Raw genomic sequence first — 18,348 nt, forward strand, 5'->3', positions numbered from 1 at the left:
CATCTACGCGGTGTCGTCCTGCAGGGTCGTGGAGACTGACAGCAGGTGGTTCAGGAGCGCTTTTTCCGGCTCCCCGGGATTGTTCGCGACGTGCCAGCGGAGCTGTTCCCGGACCAAGGCCTCGTCCGGCTTGGTCTCTTCAAGAATCGCCTCGATGATGGCGGAAACCTGACGGCGCAGGGGCTCCAGATCCTCATGTGTTTCGGGGCTCCGGGCGGCGTGCCGCGTGCGGGTCTCGGTAGACAACAACAAGTGTGGCATGGTGCTCTCCTGCGGAGTTTGTAGTATCCCCACGTACTGACCAATAGAGTCCTAGTCCCCGAGTTTTGATCTTAGCTCAGGGAGACCAGTCTGTCTCGCGTAGCGGTACTATATTTTTGATGTCTGTTTCAACCAATTCCCAGGCTCCCTCTCCACAGCCCCATGGCGCGGGCAGTGGTGGCGTTCCTGCGTCCGGCGGTGGGACCAACGCCGGTGGTGCTGAGATTACCGGGATCCGGGAGCGTATTTTGGATGTCGCGTACGAATTATTTTCGCGTCGCGGCGTGCGGGACGTGGGCATTAACGAACTCATCGGCCGCTCCGGAGTGGCGAAAGCCAGCTTCTACCGGCACTTCGGCTCCAAGGACGAGCTGGTGCTGGCTTTCCTGGAACGCCGCGACCGGCAGTGGACCGTAGCCACCATCATTTCCGAGGCCCGACGCCGGGGGCGCACCCCCGTGGAGCAGCTGCTGGCCATCTTCGATGTGTTTGCCGATTGGTTCGCGCGGGACGACTTCGAGGCCTGTTCCTTCGTGAACATCCTGCTGGAGATGGGCCCGTCGCATCCATTGGGCAGGGCGAGCATCGATTACCTCGACAAGATCCGGGGCCATGTGCAGCAGCTCGCCGAGGAGGCGGCCCTGGCGGATCCTGACGGCTTCGCCCGGTCCTGGTACATCCTGATGAAGGGCTCGATCGTCGCCGCGGCCGGAGGAGACCGCGCAGCCGCCGGCCGGTCGCGGGAGATGGCCGAGTGGCTGATTGCGCACCACCAGTCTTAGCGCAGACTTAGCGGCCGAGGAAACTGTCCAGTTGCTGCTCGAGGGCCGAGAGGTCTTTGAGCTCGCACTCCCAGACGGTGAGAACGTCCCAGCCCGAACTCTCGAGCAGGCGGCGCTGTTCGGCGTCGCGGGCCCGCGTGCGGGCGCGCTTGGTTTCCCAGAAATCCGCGTTGGATTTGGGTGCATGCTGGCCGACCCTGCAGTCATGGAAATGCCAGAAGCAGCCGTTGATGAAGATGACTTTATGGCGGCTGGCGAACACCAGGTCGGGGTTTCCGGGGAGCCTGCCGCCACGGGCGGTGCCGTGCAAGCGGTAGCGGTAGCCTTTCGCGTGCAGCATCCGGCGGACCAGCAGTTCGGGCTTGGTGTTCTTCCCCCTGATGCGGGACATGTTCCAGCTGCGCCGCTCCGGGGTCAGACTGTCCGCCATGGCTTAAGTCTAGGCGGCGGCTGTCTGCCGCGAATTTGGCCTAGATTTCCCGTTCGGGGTGTTCGCCGAACTGGAAGTGCCGGCCGCTGACCGACGTCGGAGCGATTTCAACGTAGAAGTCTTTCAGCGTCGGCACCCACGGTTTAAGGCCCAGCGCCTCGGCCACGGCGATGTCCGCCGACTGCTCCAGGACCCGTGCCGTGCCGCGAACGACCACCGACCATGCCTCTTCGGAGAGGATGCCGTCGGTTTCAAACAGCACCTTGGAATTGATGGTCAGTTCGGCCAGCTTGTTGCCGGGCGCCGTGCGCAGGTAAAGCTTCCGGTTGTCGACGGCGTAATTCACCGGGAAAATATCCGGTTCGCCGGCCACGGTGACGACGAGCCTGCCGTGTTTAGTTCCTTCGATGAGTTTCCAGGTCTCATCCTCGGACAGGTTCAAGATGGGGCTGTTGTCTGCGTGTTCGAACATCATGGGCTCATTGTTCTGTCCCGTGTAGAAAAACGCCAGAGGCAATCGGAATTGATTGCTTAGTCGGTCGTGACGTTGCGGTCGCTATATTGTCCGACCCCCTCCCTATCGTTCATCTTGTTCGGATTGCATCACATCCAGCGGCGGCCCATCAGGGTGTTTTTCCGCTGGACGAGATGCCCCTCCGCGCCATGGGGGCGCTTGGGCCCGGACACTTCGCACCGCCAGGCGCCGCCTGGCCATGAGTATGGGGAATCATGAGTACTTTCAATACATACGGCACCGCGCCCGCGGATGCGCCCACGTCCACCGTTCCGACCATGGGCGGCGCTCCTGTTGCCCCGCGGGGCAACGGCTGGGGCATCACCGCGCTGGTGCTCGGCATTGTTGCTGTCGTCTTTTCGTTCGTCCCGGTGATGGGCGTCGTCGCCTTTGTCCTGGGTCCACTGGCCGTCCTGTTCGGGATCATCGGTGCTACCCGCAAGTTCGCCAAGAAGGGTGCCGCGATTGCGGGCATCGTTCTTGGCATTCTGAGCATTGTGATCGCTGCTATCTGGATGGCCGTGGTGTCCGCTGCTGTTTCCTCGGCCGATCAGGCGCTGAACTCGGAGCACAAGGTCCAGTACGTGGTGACCACGAACGGCAAAGCCTCGGTCAGCTACTGGACCAGCGGCGGGACATCCAACGTTGATGTCAGCACTGGCTGGAAGAAGGAGCAGACCGTAAAGAATTCGGATCTGCTCTCCTTGGTTGTCAGCGGGGATTTTTCGAATGCCGCGGCAAAGGTTGGCTGCGAAATTCTGTTTGACGGCAAGTCGATCTCGAAGAACTCCGGAACCGGCCAGGGCGCCATGGCAAGCTGCAGCGGCTCGGGCCTCGGGGCCGACAAAAAGAAGTAGGAAGCTGAGCCGGGCCTGAAATCCGGCCCACGGCGGGGGCGTTGCAGGAACTTCTGCAACGCCCTGTTTGCGTTGGCAATTGGGGGCGCGTTTGGGGTGTCTTTGTAGTGCGTTTGGGGGTGTCTTTGGGGGTGTGGAGTGAGGCTTTTGGGGCGCCTGCGTCCCTAGGGGCGCGTGGTTCAGAAGTGAGGCGGGGGGCCTGTGGATAACCCTTACGGCGAGAGTGTGGTGTCAGTTACCCTTAGGCATTGTTTGGATTCAGGCGTCTTGATTTCTATCGGGGGATTAGCTGAACATGACATCTCGCACTCCAACCTTCAGCCGCAGGCTCACCGCCGCGGCCGCCCTGCTCACCGGTATTGCCCTGATGGGAACGGCCTGCACCGCCGGCCAGGCGCCGCCGAGTGCGGCACCGAGCGATGCGTCGACCAGCATGTCCACGTCCCGGACTCCCAGCGCCACCGCGACGCCCATCGCCACTGCCAGTTATAAGCCGGCCGACGCCAAGGGGAGGGCCCAGAACGTCCCGGTTCCGGTGCTGCCGGAGGCCGCGAAGGCGAAGACGAAGGAGGGCGCAATTTCGTTCGCCAAACACTGGTTTAGCCTGCTGAGCTACGGATATGAGACGGGAGATCTGCGGCCTCTGAACGTCGTCACTTCAGATGATTGTCAACCGTGCGCAACGGCCAAAAAGGTCATTAATGCTTGGAACACGGAGGGAAGGTGGCTTGTGGGCGGCGTGGTGACCACTCAGTCGGTCACCACCGAATTCGTCCAAGGTCCCGGCCAGACGTATCAAGTTGCTGTGCAGGCGCATCAGACACCCCTCGCGTACATGCGAAAAGACGGCAGCGTCGCTCGCCGCGGCTCTCAGCCGGACGACACCGGAAATCTCCTGTTCGTCGCATTCGCCAATGGGGCGTGGAAACTCGTTGACATCGGCAGAATCGTTGGGTGAAACGTGGGGGCGGCGATTGCATATAGGAAGTGGGTGACAGCAGCAGCACTGTCAGGGCTCATGACTTTGTTCGGGGGTGCCGTTGCCGTGCAAGCGGACCCGGACATCTTCGGTGACTGGCGACCCGACGGGGTTCATCTTGATGGGTGGAGCTGGGACGAGGCAGCCCGAAAGTTTGTGCATCAGGAGCCAGGCACCATCTCAAGCGACCCCTTCCAGTACAAATACGAACTCCAATGCCATCTTGGCGGTGGCGACTTCGACGCCGAGTGCCTGGCGACCGTGATGGAGTGCAAGAACGGTCCCGGTGGTAAAGACGGGATTCCCGTCACTTGGTTCAAGGCTCCTGCAGGGGTCCCCAACCCAGTCTGGAGCTACCATTCCGGGCCAACGTGCCTGTTTGATGCGCGACCCGAGGACTTGTTGCCCCGCATCGCCGCCATGATCCAAGCCGAATTCCGGAAACTTCCGATCGCCGCGGGCCGAGTAACCGCGCAACCCAGTCCGCACACGCTTCGGGGCGCTGAGACGAACTTCTTTGCTGAGGCAGCAGAACAGCAGTTCGACATCAAGATCCTGGCCCAGGCCGTCCATGTCGACGCCAAGCCCGTCCAATACACCTGGAACTACGGTGACGGTACTTCGCTGGGCCCGCAGAGCTCGGCCGGCGGACCACTGCCGCAGGACCGTTGGGGCGAAAAGACGACCACCAGCCACATCTACACCCAGACCGGGGACTTCTCCGTGACGCTGACCACGTATTTTCAAGGGACCTACTCCGTCAACGGCGGCCCACCGCTGCCGATCCCGGGCGAAGGACAGTTCAGCTCCCCGCCACAGACCGTTAGCGTCTGGCGGTCCATCACCCGCAACTATGCCGACGATTGTCTCCAAAATCCGGAAGGCCAGGGTTGCCCCGGCTCACCACCGGCCTCGCGGTAATTCAGGCGTGATCTGAGTCTCAACAGGAATAGTTGCAGACGCTATGAAGTTTCCGCCAGTGGACCCAATCCACTCCGAAAGGAACTGCGCATGCTGTTTTCCCCCTTGACCATCGGCCAGCTTGAACTACCGAACCGGCTCGTGATGGCGCCGCTCACCCGCGTCCGTTCGGGCAAGGAAGGCATTCCCGGGCCGCTGGTGGTCGAGCACTACCGGCAGCGAGCCTCGTTGGGGCTGATCGTCAGCGAAGGCACCTACCCCAGCCCGGCCGGACGGGGATTCCCGGGACAGCCCGGCTTGGTCACCGAGGAGCAGCTCAAGGGCTGGGCCGACGTCACCGCCGCCGTGCACGCCGAGGGCGGCAGGATCTTCGCCCAGGTAATGCACGCGGGCCGCGTCACGCACGAGGACACCACTGGCGGCCATGAGGTCGTCGCCCCGAGCGCGATCGCCATTGACGGCGAGACCCGCACCTACGAGGGCAAGCAGGCTTTCCCGGTGCCGCGCGCGCTGGCTACTGATGAACTGTCCGGCATCCGTGAAGAGTTCGTTCAGGCGTCCCGCAATGCGATCGACGCAGGGTTCGACGGCGTCGAGCTTCACTCCGCGAATGGCTACCTGCTGCACGAATTCCTGACGCCGGCCGCGAACCAGCGCGAGGACAACTACGGCGGCTCACCCGAAAATCGTGCCCGCTTCGTCATCGAAGTCGTCCAGGCCGTTGTGGACGCCGTCGGCGCCGACCGCGTAGGTATCCGCATCTCGCCGGAGCACAACGTCCAGGGCGCCCTGGAACTGGACGCCGCCGACGTCCGCGCAACCTACGGCTACCTCGTGGACGCCCTGGCCCCGCTGAAGCTGGCCTACCTCAGCGTCCTTCACAAGGAGCCCACGAGCGAACTGGTCCAGGAACTGCGCACGCGCTTCAATGGAACCTTCCTGCTGAACACCGGCTTTGGCGTCATCACGACTGCCGAAGTAGCCAAGTCCCTGGTCTCGGACGGCCACGCTGATGCTGTGGTCGTTGGACGACCGGCCATCGCCAACCCCGACCTGGTGCGCCGCTGGCGCGAGGGGCTCCCGGTGAACGAGCCCAACCAGGCCACCTTCTACTCCGACGGCGCCGAGGGTTACACCGATTACCCGGCTTACCAAAACTAGGAGCGGGGCGCCGGCGTAATCATTCACCGGACATGCCCAGTGCACGCCGTGAACAGTGGACAGAAGCCGATTCTGTCCACTGTTGGCGTTTAAGGATGGGCATGTCCCCCGGAGCGGCTCGGAGGCGAGGGGCATGTACCGTGGCGCACCCAGAGGACGGGCATGTCCAATGGTGGGTGTGAAGGATCGGCATGTCCCCTAGGGGGCGGGGGACACGGACCGCTGGCAGAGGCCGATGAAGCCGCCCAGCTGCTCCAGGCCTTCCGGATGGGTGGGCAGGTAGTTTGTCAGCTCCGGAGCACGCACGACGACGGCGCGCCACTGCCCGCGTGACACAGCCACGTTGATCCGGTTCCGGGAGAGCAGGAACTCCATGCCCCGAGGCGCCTCGGCCACCGCCGAACACGCCATGGACACGATCACCACCGCGGCTTCCTGGCCCTGGAACTTGTCCACGGTTCCGACCCGTACGCCTGACAGTCCGGCCCGGTCCAGGGCTTCGCGAACAAGGTTCACCTGGGCGTTGTAGGCAGCCACCACAAGGATGTCCGAGGCCTCAAGAGGGCGCGACCCCTCCGGAGTGTGCCACGCCAGACCCAGATGGCGCCGCACCTGCCGGACGACTTCGGCGGCTTCCTCCGGGGACGACGTCGTGTTGCCGCTGTGCGGCACCATCACCGTTTCGATCCCGGCGGGAACTCCATCCAGTCGCCGGAGGTCAGCGGACGGCGCAGACCGCAGCCGGCCCTCGTAGGACAGCTCGGAGACCGCCAGGCACAGCTCGGAGTTCATCCGCCACGAGTCGGCCAGGAAGTAGCCAAGCTCCGGCGGCAAGGTGGCGTGACCCGCGGAGATCCAGCCCAGCGCCGACTCGTCGACCGGCTCGGGATGCTTGCCTTGGCTGACCTGCGGGAGCTGCTGCGGGTCGCCCAGCAGGAGCAGCCGGCTGCTGGACTGGGCGACCGCGAGCGTGTTGGCCAGCGAGAACTGGCCGGCTTCGTCGATCACCAGCAAATCGAGTGAGCCGGCCGGGACGGTGGCGCCGGTCATGGTCCACGCCGTGCCGCCGACCAGGGCACCGCCGGCCGCGCTCAGCAGCGCCGCAACGTCCTTGGCGGTACGCGCCTGCCACGGCAAGGGATTGTCGTGCTTCACGTCCTTCGCGACCAGGGCGGGGCTGACCCCCGCTTTGGTGATGGCGGTCGTCAGCAGGTTCTCCACCACGGCGTGGGACTGGCCGACGACGCCGACCTTCCAGCCTCGGGCGACGAGCCGGGCGATGACGTGGGAACCCACATGGGTCTTGCCGGTTCCCGGGGGACCCTGGACCGCCAGGTAGGAGTGGTCGAGTCCCAAGACCGCCGTGGTGATCGCATCGATGAAGCGGTCCGGACCGTCGCCCGGCTGCGGCAATGACGCGCCGCCGGACAGCCTTGGCGGCAGATGCCGGACGAGGTCAAGGGCAGGGTGCCGGGGGATGGAACCGGACTGCAAGCCATCGGCTACCAGGTCGGCGAGTGACTCCAACGCCTGCTCCAGGCTCTTGGTGGCCAGCGGCTGGTCCTCGGTCAGCGCGATGGGCACCTCGCTGTGGGGCGATACGTTGCGGTGCAGCCGGTCCCGAATGACGACGGTGTCCTTGCCGTCCTCGTGCCCAAGTTCCAGAACCTCCGTGCCGAACCAGCCGCTTCGACCGGCACCGTTCTTACCCGTGCCCTCCAGCCCCGCGGGAAGCGGAAGCCCGTACATCCGGAACCATTTGCTGCCTTCGCGCAAATCCGAGCCGGGGCTCACAGTGCCGGTCAGCCGGACCCGCCGCTCCGGAAGCTTCCGGCCTTCTTGCTGCCAGTCGTTGAGGATCACGGCGGAATCGACAAGGAAGACGTTCCGGTCCCGCTCGTGCGTGTCCGGGCCTTGCTCGCACCGGTCGAAATGCGCCCACCAGAAGGACTTGCGCTCCCGGCGGTGATAGCTCACAGCCGCAGCCAGCATGGCGACGGCCTTGCGATCCTCCTCGGACAGGCCGCTCCCGGGCTCGGCAAGGGCCAGCAACGCCAGCTCGGCCGGGCCAAGCGCGGCAGCAGCGGCCGGGGAGTCGACGTCGTCCCCGGCGCCCGCCGGTACGGAACCGGCGCCGCCCGACCCGGACCCGGTGTCCCCGCCCGGCCCGGAGCCGGTGCCGCCTGGCTCAATCCCGCCCGGCTCGATCCCACGTTCCTTGGCCCGCTGCAGCAGCCAATTCCGCAGCTCCAGCGTCGAGAGGCAGTCGTATTCGTTGTAGTCGGAGATGCCGGCGAGGATCCTCGCGGCGTCCTCGGCCCTGGCCTCATCCACCTTGCCAGCCTCGCGCGCCTCGCAGTAGTGGGCGTAGGCGACAACGGAGGCGCCGGCGTCCTTTACGTCGCCCGTGCGGAGGTTCGTGCCCATGTAGAGCGGCTCGAGCTTCTTGATGCTGTACGAGTTTTCCGAGATGCGGATGCTGTTCCGGACCGTCTGGTAGAGGTCCACCAGCAGGCCTTCGCGGAGCCACTCATCCACAATGTCTTCGCCGGCCACATGCAGCACGGAGAGCTTGCGGAGTGCCGTCTTCTCATAAGGGGCGTAGTGGTAGACGTGCATATCGGGGTAGTCCCGTCGACGCTGTTCCACGTAGTCCAGGAAGTCGAGGAACGCCTGCTTCTCCGCCGCCCGGCTGTGCGCCCAGAACGGCCGGAACACGCCCGGAACGCTTGGCCCGGAGGGCGCCTCGATGACGCCGAAAAGGTACTCGAGTCCCCACACCCCGGTGGCGCTGTCCTGCCACAGTGGATCGCCCTCGAAGTCGAAGAAAATGTCGCCCGGACTGGGCGGCGGAAGCTCAGCCAGGGTGTTCTGCGGGAGCACGGCGTAGCGCAGCGTGTGTTCCTCGCCGTCCTTGCGGTACTGCACTTCCCCGTCGGCCGGTCCAACGCCGCTCTGCATCCGGGCCTGTTCCTGCAGCCGCAGGAGCGTGGGCGTCGGCTTGGCGAGCGGAGTTTGGGCCAGTTCCGTGACGGTGTGAATGCCCAGCTCGTGGAGGTTCTTGCGCTGCACCGAGTTCATCCGGGCCACCAGGAGCAGATCGTCGGTGGCCTTGACCTGTTCCTGGCAGTAGTCGCACCGGCCGCAGGCGGTGACATCCTCCGCGCCCCAGCGGACAGCGTCTGGCTGTGCGATGTGCACGGCCGTCAGGCCGAGGAAACGTTCACGGCGTTCCCGGAAGACCGGCAGGATCTCGGCGAGTTTGTGGTGGCTCCGGACGTAGTCGTAGCCGCCGTCGGCCAATTGCACCGTGGCGCCAAGGACAAGGGTGACCGCGGGATCCACGGGGATGCCCTCCTTGAGCAGCTGGTCGCCGTAGGCGGCGAGCTGCAGCAGGGCGGTCACTTTGGCGTGGCGGGCCAGTTTCGTGTCGAACACGGCGTAGCCGCCGTCGGCCTGCCGGACCAGGAAGTCGGAGCGGCCGTGGAACTGGCCGTCAAAGAACGCGGCCTGGAAGACGACGTCGGCGCCCGCCCGCAGCGCCTCGATGGACTCGTGGTGCTTGGCCGCCAAGGTGGCGCGGTCCATGGCAGTGGCGGGAACGACGTCGTACACGCCGCGCCCGCGGGTGGGGTCCCAGGTGCCGAACTCGTCCATGAACCCGTCCAGGACCTTGCGCTCGTGAACGTCGCCCAGCATGGCCGCGTGCTGGAGCATTTCATCGGTGCCGAAGTCAGCCTTCGGGGCACGGCCCAGCTTTTCGTCGAGCTTCCGGAGCAGCTGGTACTCGCAGCCGACGGCCACCACAAGGTCGCTCGCGGAGTAGACCAGATCCGGTGCCGCGCCCGGTACTTCCGGTTCAAGAAAAAACACTGCGCCCCGCTTTGCTTGGCTCTGGCCGACTGACTCTTTTTGACCGACCGGCCGGCTCCCGACGCCGTCGATCTCTCTTCTGCCAAGCTACCAAAGCCCTCTGACACTCAAACACTGGCCGTCGTCGTGGGAGCGGCGTAAGGTCAGCAAGACCATGACCGAACAACAACCCTTCGAGCTGGTCCGCAGCTACCCCCACTTCGAGTTGCGCCGCTATCCCGCGCACGTCGTCGCCGAGATCCGGGTCAACGCGAGCTTTGACCGCGCAGGAAATGCGGCCTTCCGCCACCTGTTCAACTACATCAGTGGCAGCAACAGCGCGTCGCAGAAGCTGGCGATGACCGCCCCGGTGATCCAGGGGACCGGTGGCCCGGGAGTCGGAGGCCAGGGGAGCTCGGGCCACGGCCCCTCGCAGAAACTGGCGATGACCACTCCGGTGCTCCAAAGCGGCCCGTTGCCCGGGAAGGATGCGCCGGCCGACTTCGTGGTCGCCTTTGTCCTCCCCGCGGGCATGAGCGCAGAAACCGCTCCGGTCCCGACCGACCCCGAGGTCAGGATCCGGGCCGTTCCCGGCTCGCTGGCCGCGGCGCTGCGCTTCTCCGGCAGCGGCTCGGAAACCGCGTTCGCGCGGCGCAACGACGGGCTGCAGTCGGCGCTGATCGTGGCCGGGCTGACGCCGGTGGGGCCGCCGAGGTTCGCCCGCTTTGACCCGCCGTTCAAGCCGTGGTTCCTGCGCCACAACGAGGTCGTGCAGGACGTGCAGGAGACCCCCGACGCTGCGGGAACGCCCGGCTCCTGACCCGCGTAAGGCAAAATGGCTGGGTGAGCCAACTCCCGCAGCACCCAGCCGTGACCACCCCGATTGAAACCCAGATTGCCGCCGAGCTCGGCGTGAAACCCTGGCAGGTGAAAGCGGCCGTGGAGCTGCTCGACGCCGGGTCCACGGTGCCGTTCATCGCCCGGTACCGCAAGGAAGCCACCGGCACCCTGGATGACACCCAGCTCCGCGGGCTTGAAGAGCGGCTGCGCTACCTGCGCGAGCTGGAGGACCGGCGTCGGACCATTCTGGAAGCAATCGCCGCCCAAGGGTCGCTCACCCCGGAGTTGCAGGCCGCCGTCGTCGCCGCCGACACCAAGTCGCGGCTGGAGGACATCTACCTTCCCTTCAAGTCGAAGCGGCGCACCAAGGCCCAGATCGCCCGCGAGGCCGGCCTGGAACCGCTCGCGGACTCGTTGCTGAAGCGGCCGGAGCTGGACCCGGAACGCGAAGCCGCCCGGTACCTGAACGAAGAACATGCCATCGGTGACGCCACCGCTGCGCTGGCCGGAGCCCGGTCCATCCTTGTCGAGCGCGTCGCGCAGGACGCTGACCTGGCCGCCACCCTGCGGGAGCGGCTCTGGAGCCAGGGCCGGATGGTGTCGCGGGTCAAGAAGGGCATGGAGACCGAGGGGCAGAAGTTCAAGGACTACTTCGAGTTCTCCCAGGCTCCCTCCGGGATGCCCTCGCACCGGGTCCTCGCGCTGCTGCGCGGTGAAAAGGACGGCGTGCTGGAACTGGATCTCAGCGAGGCGGAACCGGACGACGACGCCGCCCTGGCCGCCGCCCGCGGCCGGTACGAAGCCGCTGTGGCCAAGTTCCTTGGGGTCGCCGACCGAGGCCGGCCCGCCGATGCCTGGCTGCTGCAGACGGCGCAGCAGGCGTGGCGCTCGCGGGTGCTCAGCCGCCTGAGCGGCGACCTGCGCAGCCGGATGTTCGCCGCGGCCGAGGACGAGGCCGTCCGGGTGTTTGCCGCCAACCTCCGGGACGTGCTGCTCGCCGCACCCGCCGGCAACCGCGCCACCCTGGGACTGGACCCGGGGCTGCGCACCGGCGTGAAAGTCGCCGTGGTGGACGGGACCGGCAAGGTGGTTGCGACGGACACTGTCTACCCGCACGCCCCGGCACGGAAGTGGGATGAGGCGCTGCGCACGCTCCTGGCGCTGGCCCGGAAACACGGTGTTGAACTCGTGGCGATCGGCAACGGCACCGCCTCGCGGGAGACGGACAAGCTCGCGGCGGAGCTGATCAAACAGCTCGGTGCCGAAGCCGGCGGCGCGCCGCAGAAACTCGTCGTGTCCGAGGCCGGGGCGTCTGTGTACTCGGCGTCGGCGCTCGCCGCGGCCGAACTGCCCGGCATGGACGTGTCGCTGCGCGGCGCGGTGTCGATCGCCCGGCGGCTGCAGGATCCGCTCGCGGAACTGGTCAAGATCGAGCCGAAGTCGATCGGCGTCGGGCAGTACCAGCACGACGTCACGGCGTCGAAGCTGGACCGCAGCCTCGACGCCGTCGTCGAGGACTGCGTCAACGCCGTCGGGGTGGACGTCAACACCGCCTCACCCGCGTTGCTGAGCCGGGTGGCCGGCGTCGGACCGCTGCTGAGCGAGAACATCGTGGCGTACCGGAACGAGCACGGTCCGTTCAACAAGCGCAGCGAGCTGAAGAAGGTGCCCCGGCTGGGCGCGAAGGCTTTTGAACAGTGCGCCGGCTTCCTGCGGATCAGCGGGGGAGCGGAGCCGCTGGACGCCTCCAGCGTGCATCCGGAGGCGTACCCGCTGGCCCGGAAGATCAAGGCCGCGGCCGGCGCCGGTCAGGGCGCCGGTCAGGGCGGCGGCCTGGCTGCGCTCAACCCCCAGGACTTCGTGGACGGCTCGTTCGGGCTGCCGACCGTGCGGGACATCATGGCCGAGCTGGAAAAACCAGGCCGGGACCCGCGGCCCGCGTTTGCGGCGGCGACGTTCCGGGAAGGGATCGAGAAGATCTCGGACCTCAAGCCCGGCATGGTGCTGGAAGGCACAGTCACCAATGTGGCCGCGTTCGGCGCGTTCGTGGACGTCGGAGTGCACCAGGACGGGCTGGTCCACGTCTCCGCGCTGGCCAACCGGTTCGTCGCCGACCCGCGCGAGGTGGTCAAGTCCGGCCAAGTGGTACGGGTCAAGGTGCTGGAGGCCGACCCGGACCGGAAACGCATCTCACTGACGCTCCGGCTCGACGACGAACCCGCGGCAGGTTCGCAGGACCGGGGCCGTCGGGGCCAGGCGAAGCCACCGCAGCCCAGGTCCGCCGCCACGCCGACCCCGGCTAGGCAGGGCTCACCCACGCCTGGCCCCAAAGTGGCCCCGGCGGCGGCCCCGGCGTCGGCGCCCGCCAACACCGCGATGGCCGAGGCGCTCCGGAGAGCGGGCCTCGGCAAGTAACCTGACCGTTCATCGCGGAATCCCTACCGCTCGGCGCACAACTGATACGTTTGCTGATGAATTGCACCATGATTGCCGGAGGCAACTGCCCGCATTTGGGCCTTTCGCCTCTAGAGCGCCGAGACATCGGCGTCTTTCGACACGCAAGGGAGCAACTATGGGCTGGCTGGACCGCGAACGAACTATTGCCCCGCCGGGGTTCAACCGGTGGCTTGTGCCGCCCGCGGCGCTCGCCGTCCACCTGTGCATCGGCCAGGCGTACGCGACGAGCGTTTACAAGACGGCGCTGGTCAAACACTTCGGCGCCAGCCTGACCGAGATCGGTGTGATCTTCTCCATCGCGATCGTGATGCTCGGCCTGTCCGCCGCGATCATGGGCACCTGGGTGGATAAGAACGGCCCGCGCAAGGCGATGTTCACGTCCGCCTTGTTCTGGGCCAGCGGCTTCGTGATCGGCTCGCTGGGCATCTTCACGCACCAGCTCTGGCTCGTCTACCTCGGCTACGGTGTGGTCGGCGGCATCGGCCTGGGTATCGGCTACATTTCGCCGGTGTCCACCCTGATCAAGTGGTTCCCGGACCGCCCGGGACTCGCCACCGGCATGGCCATCATGGGCTTCGGCGGCGGCGCGCTGATCGCCAGCCCCGTCTCCACCGCGCTGCTGAAGATGTACGACCCCAACTCCGGCGCCAAGGGCTGGATTGCCAGCGGTGACTCGGTCGGCAAGCTCTTCCTGACCCTCGCCGTCGTCTACCTCGCCTACATGCTCTTCGGCGCTTTCACCATCAAGGTGCCAGCCGACGGCTGGAAGCCCGTCGGCTTCGACCCGGCCAAGGTCAAGGCGTCAAAGCTGGTCACGACGGACAACGTCTCGGCGAAGAACGCGGTCAAGACCCGGCAGTTCTGGCTCGTCTGGATCGCACTGTTCTGCAACGTCACCGCCGGCATCGGCATCCTGGAGCAGGCTGCCCCGATGATCCAGGACTTCTTCCGGAAGTCCGACGGCGTCTCCCTGGTCAGTGCCGGCGTCGCCGCCGGCTTCGTGGGATTGCTCTCCATCGGCAACATGGCCGGGCGCTTTGCCTGGTCCGCGACCTCGGATGTGACCGGCCGGAAGCGCATCTACATGGTGTACCTCGGCGTCGGCGCGCTGCTCTACACGGTGCTGGCCCTCGCCGGTTCCTCGACCACGGTCCTCTACGTGGCGCTCGCCTTTGTCATCATCTCCTTCTACGGCGGAGGCTTCTCGACGGCTCCGGCCTATCTGCGGGATCTCTTCGGCACATTCCAGGTCGGCGCCATCCACGGCCGGCTGCTGACCGCGTGGTCGGCTGCCGGCGTCGCCGGACCGCTGATCGTCAACGCTTTCCTGGACGCCCAGGGCAAGCCCGGCCAGCTGAATGCCGCGTCCTACCAGCCCGCGCTGCTGACCATGGTGGCGCTGCTGGTGATCGGCTTTGTGGCCAACCTGCTGGTCAAGCCGGTCGACGCACGATTCCACGAACCCCGCCCGGACCGCGACCGGTCTGCAGAACCCGCCATGGAGGCCTGAGATGAGCACAGCACATACCCCCGGTACACAGACGGCGGTCACAGCGTCCACCGGCAAAATCGCGGTGGCATGGGCCCTCGTCGGCGTGCCACTGGCCTACGGGGTCTACGAGACCCTGACCCGCGTGGCGGCGCTGTTCGGCTGATCCATGACCTTCACCGCGGCTGAGCAGTTCACCACCCGCCCCACCTTGCAGGGCACCTTTGGGATGAGTGCATCCACCCATTGGATCGCGACGGCGGCAGCGCAGGCGGTGCTCGAACGCGGCGGAAACGCGTTCGACGCCGCCGCGGCCGGCGCCTTCGTGCTGCACGTTGTCGAGCCGCACCTCAACGGCCCGGGCGGGGACATGACGGGTGTCTTCGTGACGGCGGCCGAACCCGGCAGGCCAGTGGTGTTGATGGGGCAGGGGCCGGCGCCGGCTGCGGCCACGGTGGAGTACTACCGCGCCGAAGGGCTGGACCTGGTGCCGGGCTCGGGGGCGCTGGCCGCCGCGGTGCCCGCCGCCGTCGACGCCTGGCTCCTGTTGTTGCGCGACCACGGTACCTGGGAACTGGACGCGGTCCTGGCGTTTGCGATCGGCTATGCGCGCGACGGGCACCCGGTGCTCGGCCGCGTCGGCACCACGATTGCCGCGGTGGCGGAGCTGTTCCAGGAGCATTGGCCCAGCTCGGCCGAGCTGTGGATGCCCGGCGGCCGGATTCCGGCCGAGGGCGACGTCATCCGCAACACTGCCTACGCCCGGACGCTGGAGCGGCTCATCGAAGCAGGCTCGGCGTTGGGGTCCGACGGGTCCCGGGAGGCGCGGATCGATGCTGCCCGCCGGGAATGGCGCGAGGGCTTCGTAGCCCGGGCGATGGTCGAATCCGTGCAGGCCCCGCACCGGCACTCCTCTGGGACCGACCACCGGGGCGTCCTGGCGGTGTCCGACCTGGCCGGCTTCGAAGCAGGCTATGAGTCGGCGGCCACCATCGATTTCCGGGGCCACACGATCGCGAAGACCGGGCCGTGGGGTCAGGGTCCGGCGCTGCTGCAGACCTTGGCCATCCTCGCCGGGTTCGAGGACCAGTATCTCGATCCGTCGACCGAGCTCGGGGCGCACACAATCCTGGAGGCCCAGAAGCTGGCGCTGGCCGACCGCGAGGCGTACTACGGCGACACGGACGTACCGCTGGAGTACCTGCTGTCCGAGGAGTACAGCGCGGGCCGCCGCGATTTGATCACGGAGCGGGCGTCACACGAATTCCGGCCCGGGAAGGTCCCGGGGCGCGAGCCTTATCTGCCGCAGCTGCGCACCGAATACACGCCGCCAGCTTTGGTCCGGAACGGTGTGGGGTCCGGACCGGCGGGACTGGGCGTCGGCGAGCCAACCGTAGCGCCGAGCGGGGAAACCCGCGGCGACACCTGCCACATCGACGTCGTGGACCGCTGGGGAAACATGGTCTCGGCCACCCCGTCCGGCGGCTGGCTGCAGTCCTCGCCCGCGATTCCAGAGCTGGGTTTCTGCCTCGGCACCCGCCTGCAGATGACCTGGTTGGAGCCGGGCACACCTTCCACCCTCACTCCGGGCCAGCGGCCCCGCACCACCCTGACCCCGACCCTGGTCCTCCGGGAGGGGCATGCCGTGACCGCGCTGGGTTCGCCGGGCGGTGACCAGCAGGACCAGTGGCAGCTGCCGTACTTGCTGCGAACGATCGTGGGCGGCTACTCGCCGCAGCAAGCCATCGACGCACCGACGTTCCATACGACGTCGATGCCTGGATCGTTCTGGCCGCGCACCTGGGAGCCCGGCGGCGCAGTGGTCGAGGACCGGCTGGGCGAGGACGTCATCGCGGGGCTCCAACGCCGCGGGCACGTGGTGACCGTGGCCGGCGGCTGGACCCTCGGCCGGCTGTCCGCCGTCGTGCGGGACCCCGCAACGGGGGTGCTGCAGGCCGCGGCCAACCCCCGCGGCGCCCAAGGGTACGCGGCGGGGCGGTAGCGCATAGGGAGGCTTGGACGCCCCACGCGGGGCAGCCAATGCACCTGCGCATCCATGCTTAGATTGTCCGGTGAGTAGAACCAGCCGCGTCCCCTTAATCGTGGGTTTGCTTACCTTTTTCTATTCAATGGTCGGAGTGTCCGTCCCGAGCTTTTGGACTGACGAGGCAGCCACCGTCAGCGCGGTCAACCGGGACTTTCCCGAGCTCTGGACCATGCTCGGGAAAGTGGATGCGGTTCACGGCGCCTACTACGGCCTGATGTATGGCTGGACTCGAATTTTCGGACTGTCCGAATTGTCGCTGCGCACGCCCAGCCTGATCGCGGTGGCAGTGGCGGCTGGACTGCTGACGGCACTCTGCCGCAGGCTCGGGGGTACCGCCTACGGAGTGAGCGCCGCGGTCATCTTCGTCATCCTCCCGCGGGTCCAATACGTGGCCACGGACGCTCGCTCGTATGCCATGACCGTTTTGGGTGCTGTGCTGGCAACCTACCTGCTGGTGCTCATCCGCGAATCCCCGACCAAACTGCGGTGGCTCTGGTACGGACTTACCGGCCTGCTCACCGTTAGTTTGTCGTTTTACGCCGTGCTTTTGGTCGCGGCGCACGGGATTACCCTGCTGGTCGACGGGCGCCTGCGCAGACAATGGCGTGGCATGGCGGTGGCCTCGCTAGGGTGGCTTGTCCCGGCAGCCCTGATCGCCGCCGTCGCCTCGCGCCAACAGTTTCAGATAGCTTGGGTACAGCCCATCGGGGCGTCCACACCTTACGAGGTCGCCTTTATCCAGTTCTTCAGCGACGCCTATTCCGTTTCGGAGAACTTCGTCACCAGCCCCAAACCGACGCCGGGCGAGGACTTTTCGATGTACGGCCTGGCGGCGGTCGTCTGGGTTGCGGCACTGATCGGCACAATCCTGGCCCGAAAGCATTTCGCAGTGAAGCTGGCCTTGCCATGGCTTGTGCTGCCGCTGGCACTGGTGATTCTAGGATCAGCGATCGCCGGGCGCGGCTATTACCTGCCGCGGTATGTCTCGTTCGAACTGGCCGCCCTGCCAATGCTGGCTGCCGCTCCGCTGCTGGCCAGGCCGCTCGGGCGGCCGGTCCATCGACGTTGGCTGGTTGCGGTGTTGGCCGCCGCCCTGGTGATCTCGGTGCCGTCGTATGTCGGCCAGCGGACGGAATATGGGCGCATTGAAAGTGATGACTTCCGTTTCATTGCTGAAACTATCCAGAGGAACGCCGCCCCGAATGACGCGTTCGTAATAAGCAACGACCGGGACATGGCGTTCCAGGGCTACCGGGCCGATTTTGAGCGCCTTAACGATCCCACAATGGCTCTTCCGGCCGCCCAATGGGGGCGCATTTTTGACCGGCGCTATGACGTCAAGACGGCCAGGAATCGAATTCTTAAATACGACACAGTTTGGGTTGTGGAAGTGTCCAGCAAGACCGGCGCGCGCAAGGCAATGGAAGCTATTGGCTACGCGCCGAAGCGGCAGTTTGCGGGGCTGACGACGTCCGTCACCGAGTTCAAGCGCACTCGTCCCTAGGTCAATGTAGGCACACGGCGGCTGCGACGGCGAGCCGCCAGAAACGTTCCTGCGGTCGCGGCAGCCGGTACGGCGAGGAATGCCGCGGCCCTCGATGCGCCACTGGCCGCACCTCCAACCGCAAGGTAGCCGGTGAGCCCAATCCACCAAAAAAGGGCCGCCGCAAACCCCGCTATGGCGAGCAAATCGCGGACGACAAGAGTACGCTCCTTCGGAAACTAACGGACATTCTGAGCCCAGAGCCTGGTCAGTTC

The 18,348-nt window shown here is 66.3% G+C and carries 15 protein-coding genes; 11 read left to right on the forward strand and 4 right to left on the reverse strand.

Annotated features, from left to right (window positions below; translation table 11 throughout):
* Nucleotides 1–3 precede the first annotated feature (3 nt).
* The gene (locus AC1DH3_RS09425; protein WP_441418324.1) at nucleotides 4–261 is read right to left on the reverse strand and encodes a hypothetical protein; all 258 of its coding nucleotides are present in this window, start codon (nucleotides 259–261) and stop codon (nucleotides 4–6) included.
* Nucleotides 262–380: 119 nt separating this feature from the next.
* On the opposite strand from AC1DH3_RS09425, the gene AC1DH3_RS09430 reads away from it, so the two are divergent.
* On the forward strand, nucleotides 381–1,043 hold the full coding sequence (locus AC1DH3_RS09430) for a TetR/AcrR family transcriptional regulator (protein ID WP_441418325.1): 663 nt from the start codon (nucleotides 381–383) through the stop codon (nucleotides 1,041–1,043).
* A 7-nt stretch (nucleotides 1,044–1,050) separates the two neighbouring features.
* On the opposite strand, the gene AC1DH3_RS09435 is transcribed toward AC1DH3_RS09430, so the two are convergent.
* Complete coding sequence (locus AC1DH3_RS09435; protein ID WP_441418326.1) at nucleotides 1,051–1,473, reverse strand: very short patch repair endonuclease; 423 nt, start codon at nucleotides 1,471–1,473, stop codon at nucleotides 1,051–1,053.
* 40 nt (nucleotides 1,474–1,513) lie between these two features.
* On the reverse strand, nucleotides 1,514–1,948 hold the full coding sequence (locus AC1DH3_RS09440; protein ID WP_476909143.1) for a pyridoxamine 5'-phosphate oxidase family protein: 435 nt from the start codon (nucleotides 1,946–1,948) through the stop codon (nucleotides 1,514–1,516).
* A 254-nt stretch (nucleotides 1,949–2,202) separates the two neighbouring features.
* On the opposite strand from AC1DH3_RS09440, the gene AC1DH3_RS09445 reads away from it, so the two are divergent.
* The 4 genes from AC1DH3_RS09445 to AC1DH3_RS09460 all read left to right on the forward strand — a co-directional run bounded on the left by AC1DH3_RS09445 (nucleotide 2,203) and on the right by AC1DH3_RS09460 (nucleotide 5,905).
* The gene (locus tag AC1DH3_RS09445; RefSeq protein WP_476909144.1) at nucleotides 2,203–2,844 is read left to right on the forward strand and encodes a DUF4190 domain-containing protein; all 642 of its coding nucleotides are present in this window, start codon (nucleotides 2,203–2,205) and stop codon (nucleotides 2,842–2,844) included.
* Between the two features lie 295 nt (nucleotides 2,845–3,139).
* Nucleotides 3,140–3,802 carry a DUF6318 family protein gene (locus AC1DH3_RS09450; RefSeq protein WP_476909145.1) on the forward strand — a complete coding sequence of 221 codons (663 nt, stop codon included), beginning with the start codon at nucleotides 3,140–3,142 and terminating at the stop codon, nucleotides 3,800–3,802.
* A gap of 33 nt (nucleotides 3,803–3,835) precedes the next feature.
* Entirely contained in the window at nucleotides 3,836–4,744 is a 909-nt protein-coding gene (locus tag AC1DH3_RS09455; RefSeq protein ID WP_476909146.1) for a PKD domain-containing protein, read from the forward strand.
* A gap of 90 nt (nucleotides 4,745–4,834) precedes the next feature.
* Nucleotides 4,835–5,905, forward strand: coding sequence for an alkene reductase (locus tag AC1DH3_RS09460; RefSeq protein WP_476909147.1), 1,071 nt, complete (start codon nucleotides 4,835–4,837; stop codon nucleotides 5,903–5,905).
* Nucleotides 5,906–6,103: 198 nt separating this feature from the next.
* On the opposite strand, the gene AC1DH3_RS09465 is transcribed toward AC1DH3_RS09460, so the two are convergent.
* Complete coding sequence (locus tag AC1DH3_RS09465) at nucleotides 6,104–9,778, reverse strand: TM0106 family RecB-like putative nuclease (protein ID WP_476909148.1); 3,675 nt, start codon at nucleotides 9,776–9,778, stop codon at nucleotides 6,104–6,106.
* Nucleotides 9,779–9,932: 154 nt separating this feature from the next.
* Here AC1DH3_RS09465 and AC1DH3_RS09470 point away from each other — a divergent pair, with 154 nt between their 5' ends.
* The 6 genes from AC1DH3_RS09470 (at nucleotide 9,933) to AC1DH3_RS09495 (ending at nucleotide 18,094) form a co-directional block, all read left to right on the forward strand.
* Nucleotides 9,933–10,577 carry an SOUL family heme-binding protein gene (locus tag AC1DH3_RS09470; protein ID WP_476909149.1) on the forward strand — a complete coding sequence of 215 codons (645 nt, stop codon included), beginning with the start codon at nucleotides 9,933–9,935 and terminating at the stop codon, nucleotides 10,575–10,577.
* Nucleotides 10,578–10,600: 23 nt separating this feature from the next.
* Nucleotides 10,601–13,012, forward strand: a complete 2,412-nt coding sequence (locus AC1DH3_RS09475) for a Tex family protein (RefSeq protein ID WP_476909150.1) — start codon at nucleotides 10,601–10,603, stop codon at nucleotides 13,010–13,012.
* A gap of 157 nt (nucleotides 13,013–13,169) precedes the next feature.
* On the forward strand, nucleotides 13,170–14,564 hold the full coding sequence (locus AC1DH3_RS09480) for an OFA family MFS transporter (RefSeq protein WP_441418335.1): 1,395 nt from the start codon (nucleotides 13,170–13,172) through the stop codon (nucleotides 14,562–14,564).
* 1 nt (nucleotide 14,565) lies between these two features.
* On the forward strand, nucleotides 14,566–14,709 hold the full coding sequence (locus AC1DH3_RS09485) for an MFS transporter small subunit (protein WP_441418336.1): 144 nt from the start codon (nucleotides 14,566–14,568) through the stop codon (nucleotides 14,707–14,709).
* Nucleotides 14,710–14,712: 3 nt separating this feature from the next.
* On the forward strand, nucleotides 14,713–16,545 hold the full coding sequence (locus AC1DH3_RS09490; RefSeq protein WP_476909151.1) for a gamma-glutamyltransferase family protein: 1,833 nt from the start codon (nucleotides 14,713–14,715) through the stop codon (nucleotides 16,543–16,545).
* Between the two features lie 70 nt (nucleotides 16,546–16,615).
* Nucleotides 16,616–18,094, forward strand: coding sequence for a glycosyltransferase family 39 protein (locus AC1DH3_RS09495; protein ID WP_476893093.1), 1,479 nt, complete (start codon nucleotides 16,616–16,618; stop codon nucleotides 18,092–18,094).
* The last annotated feature ends 254 nt before the right edge of the window (nucleotides 18,095–18,348 follow it).

This window comes from Arthrobacter sp. 05L428 (assembly GCF_056397665.1).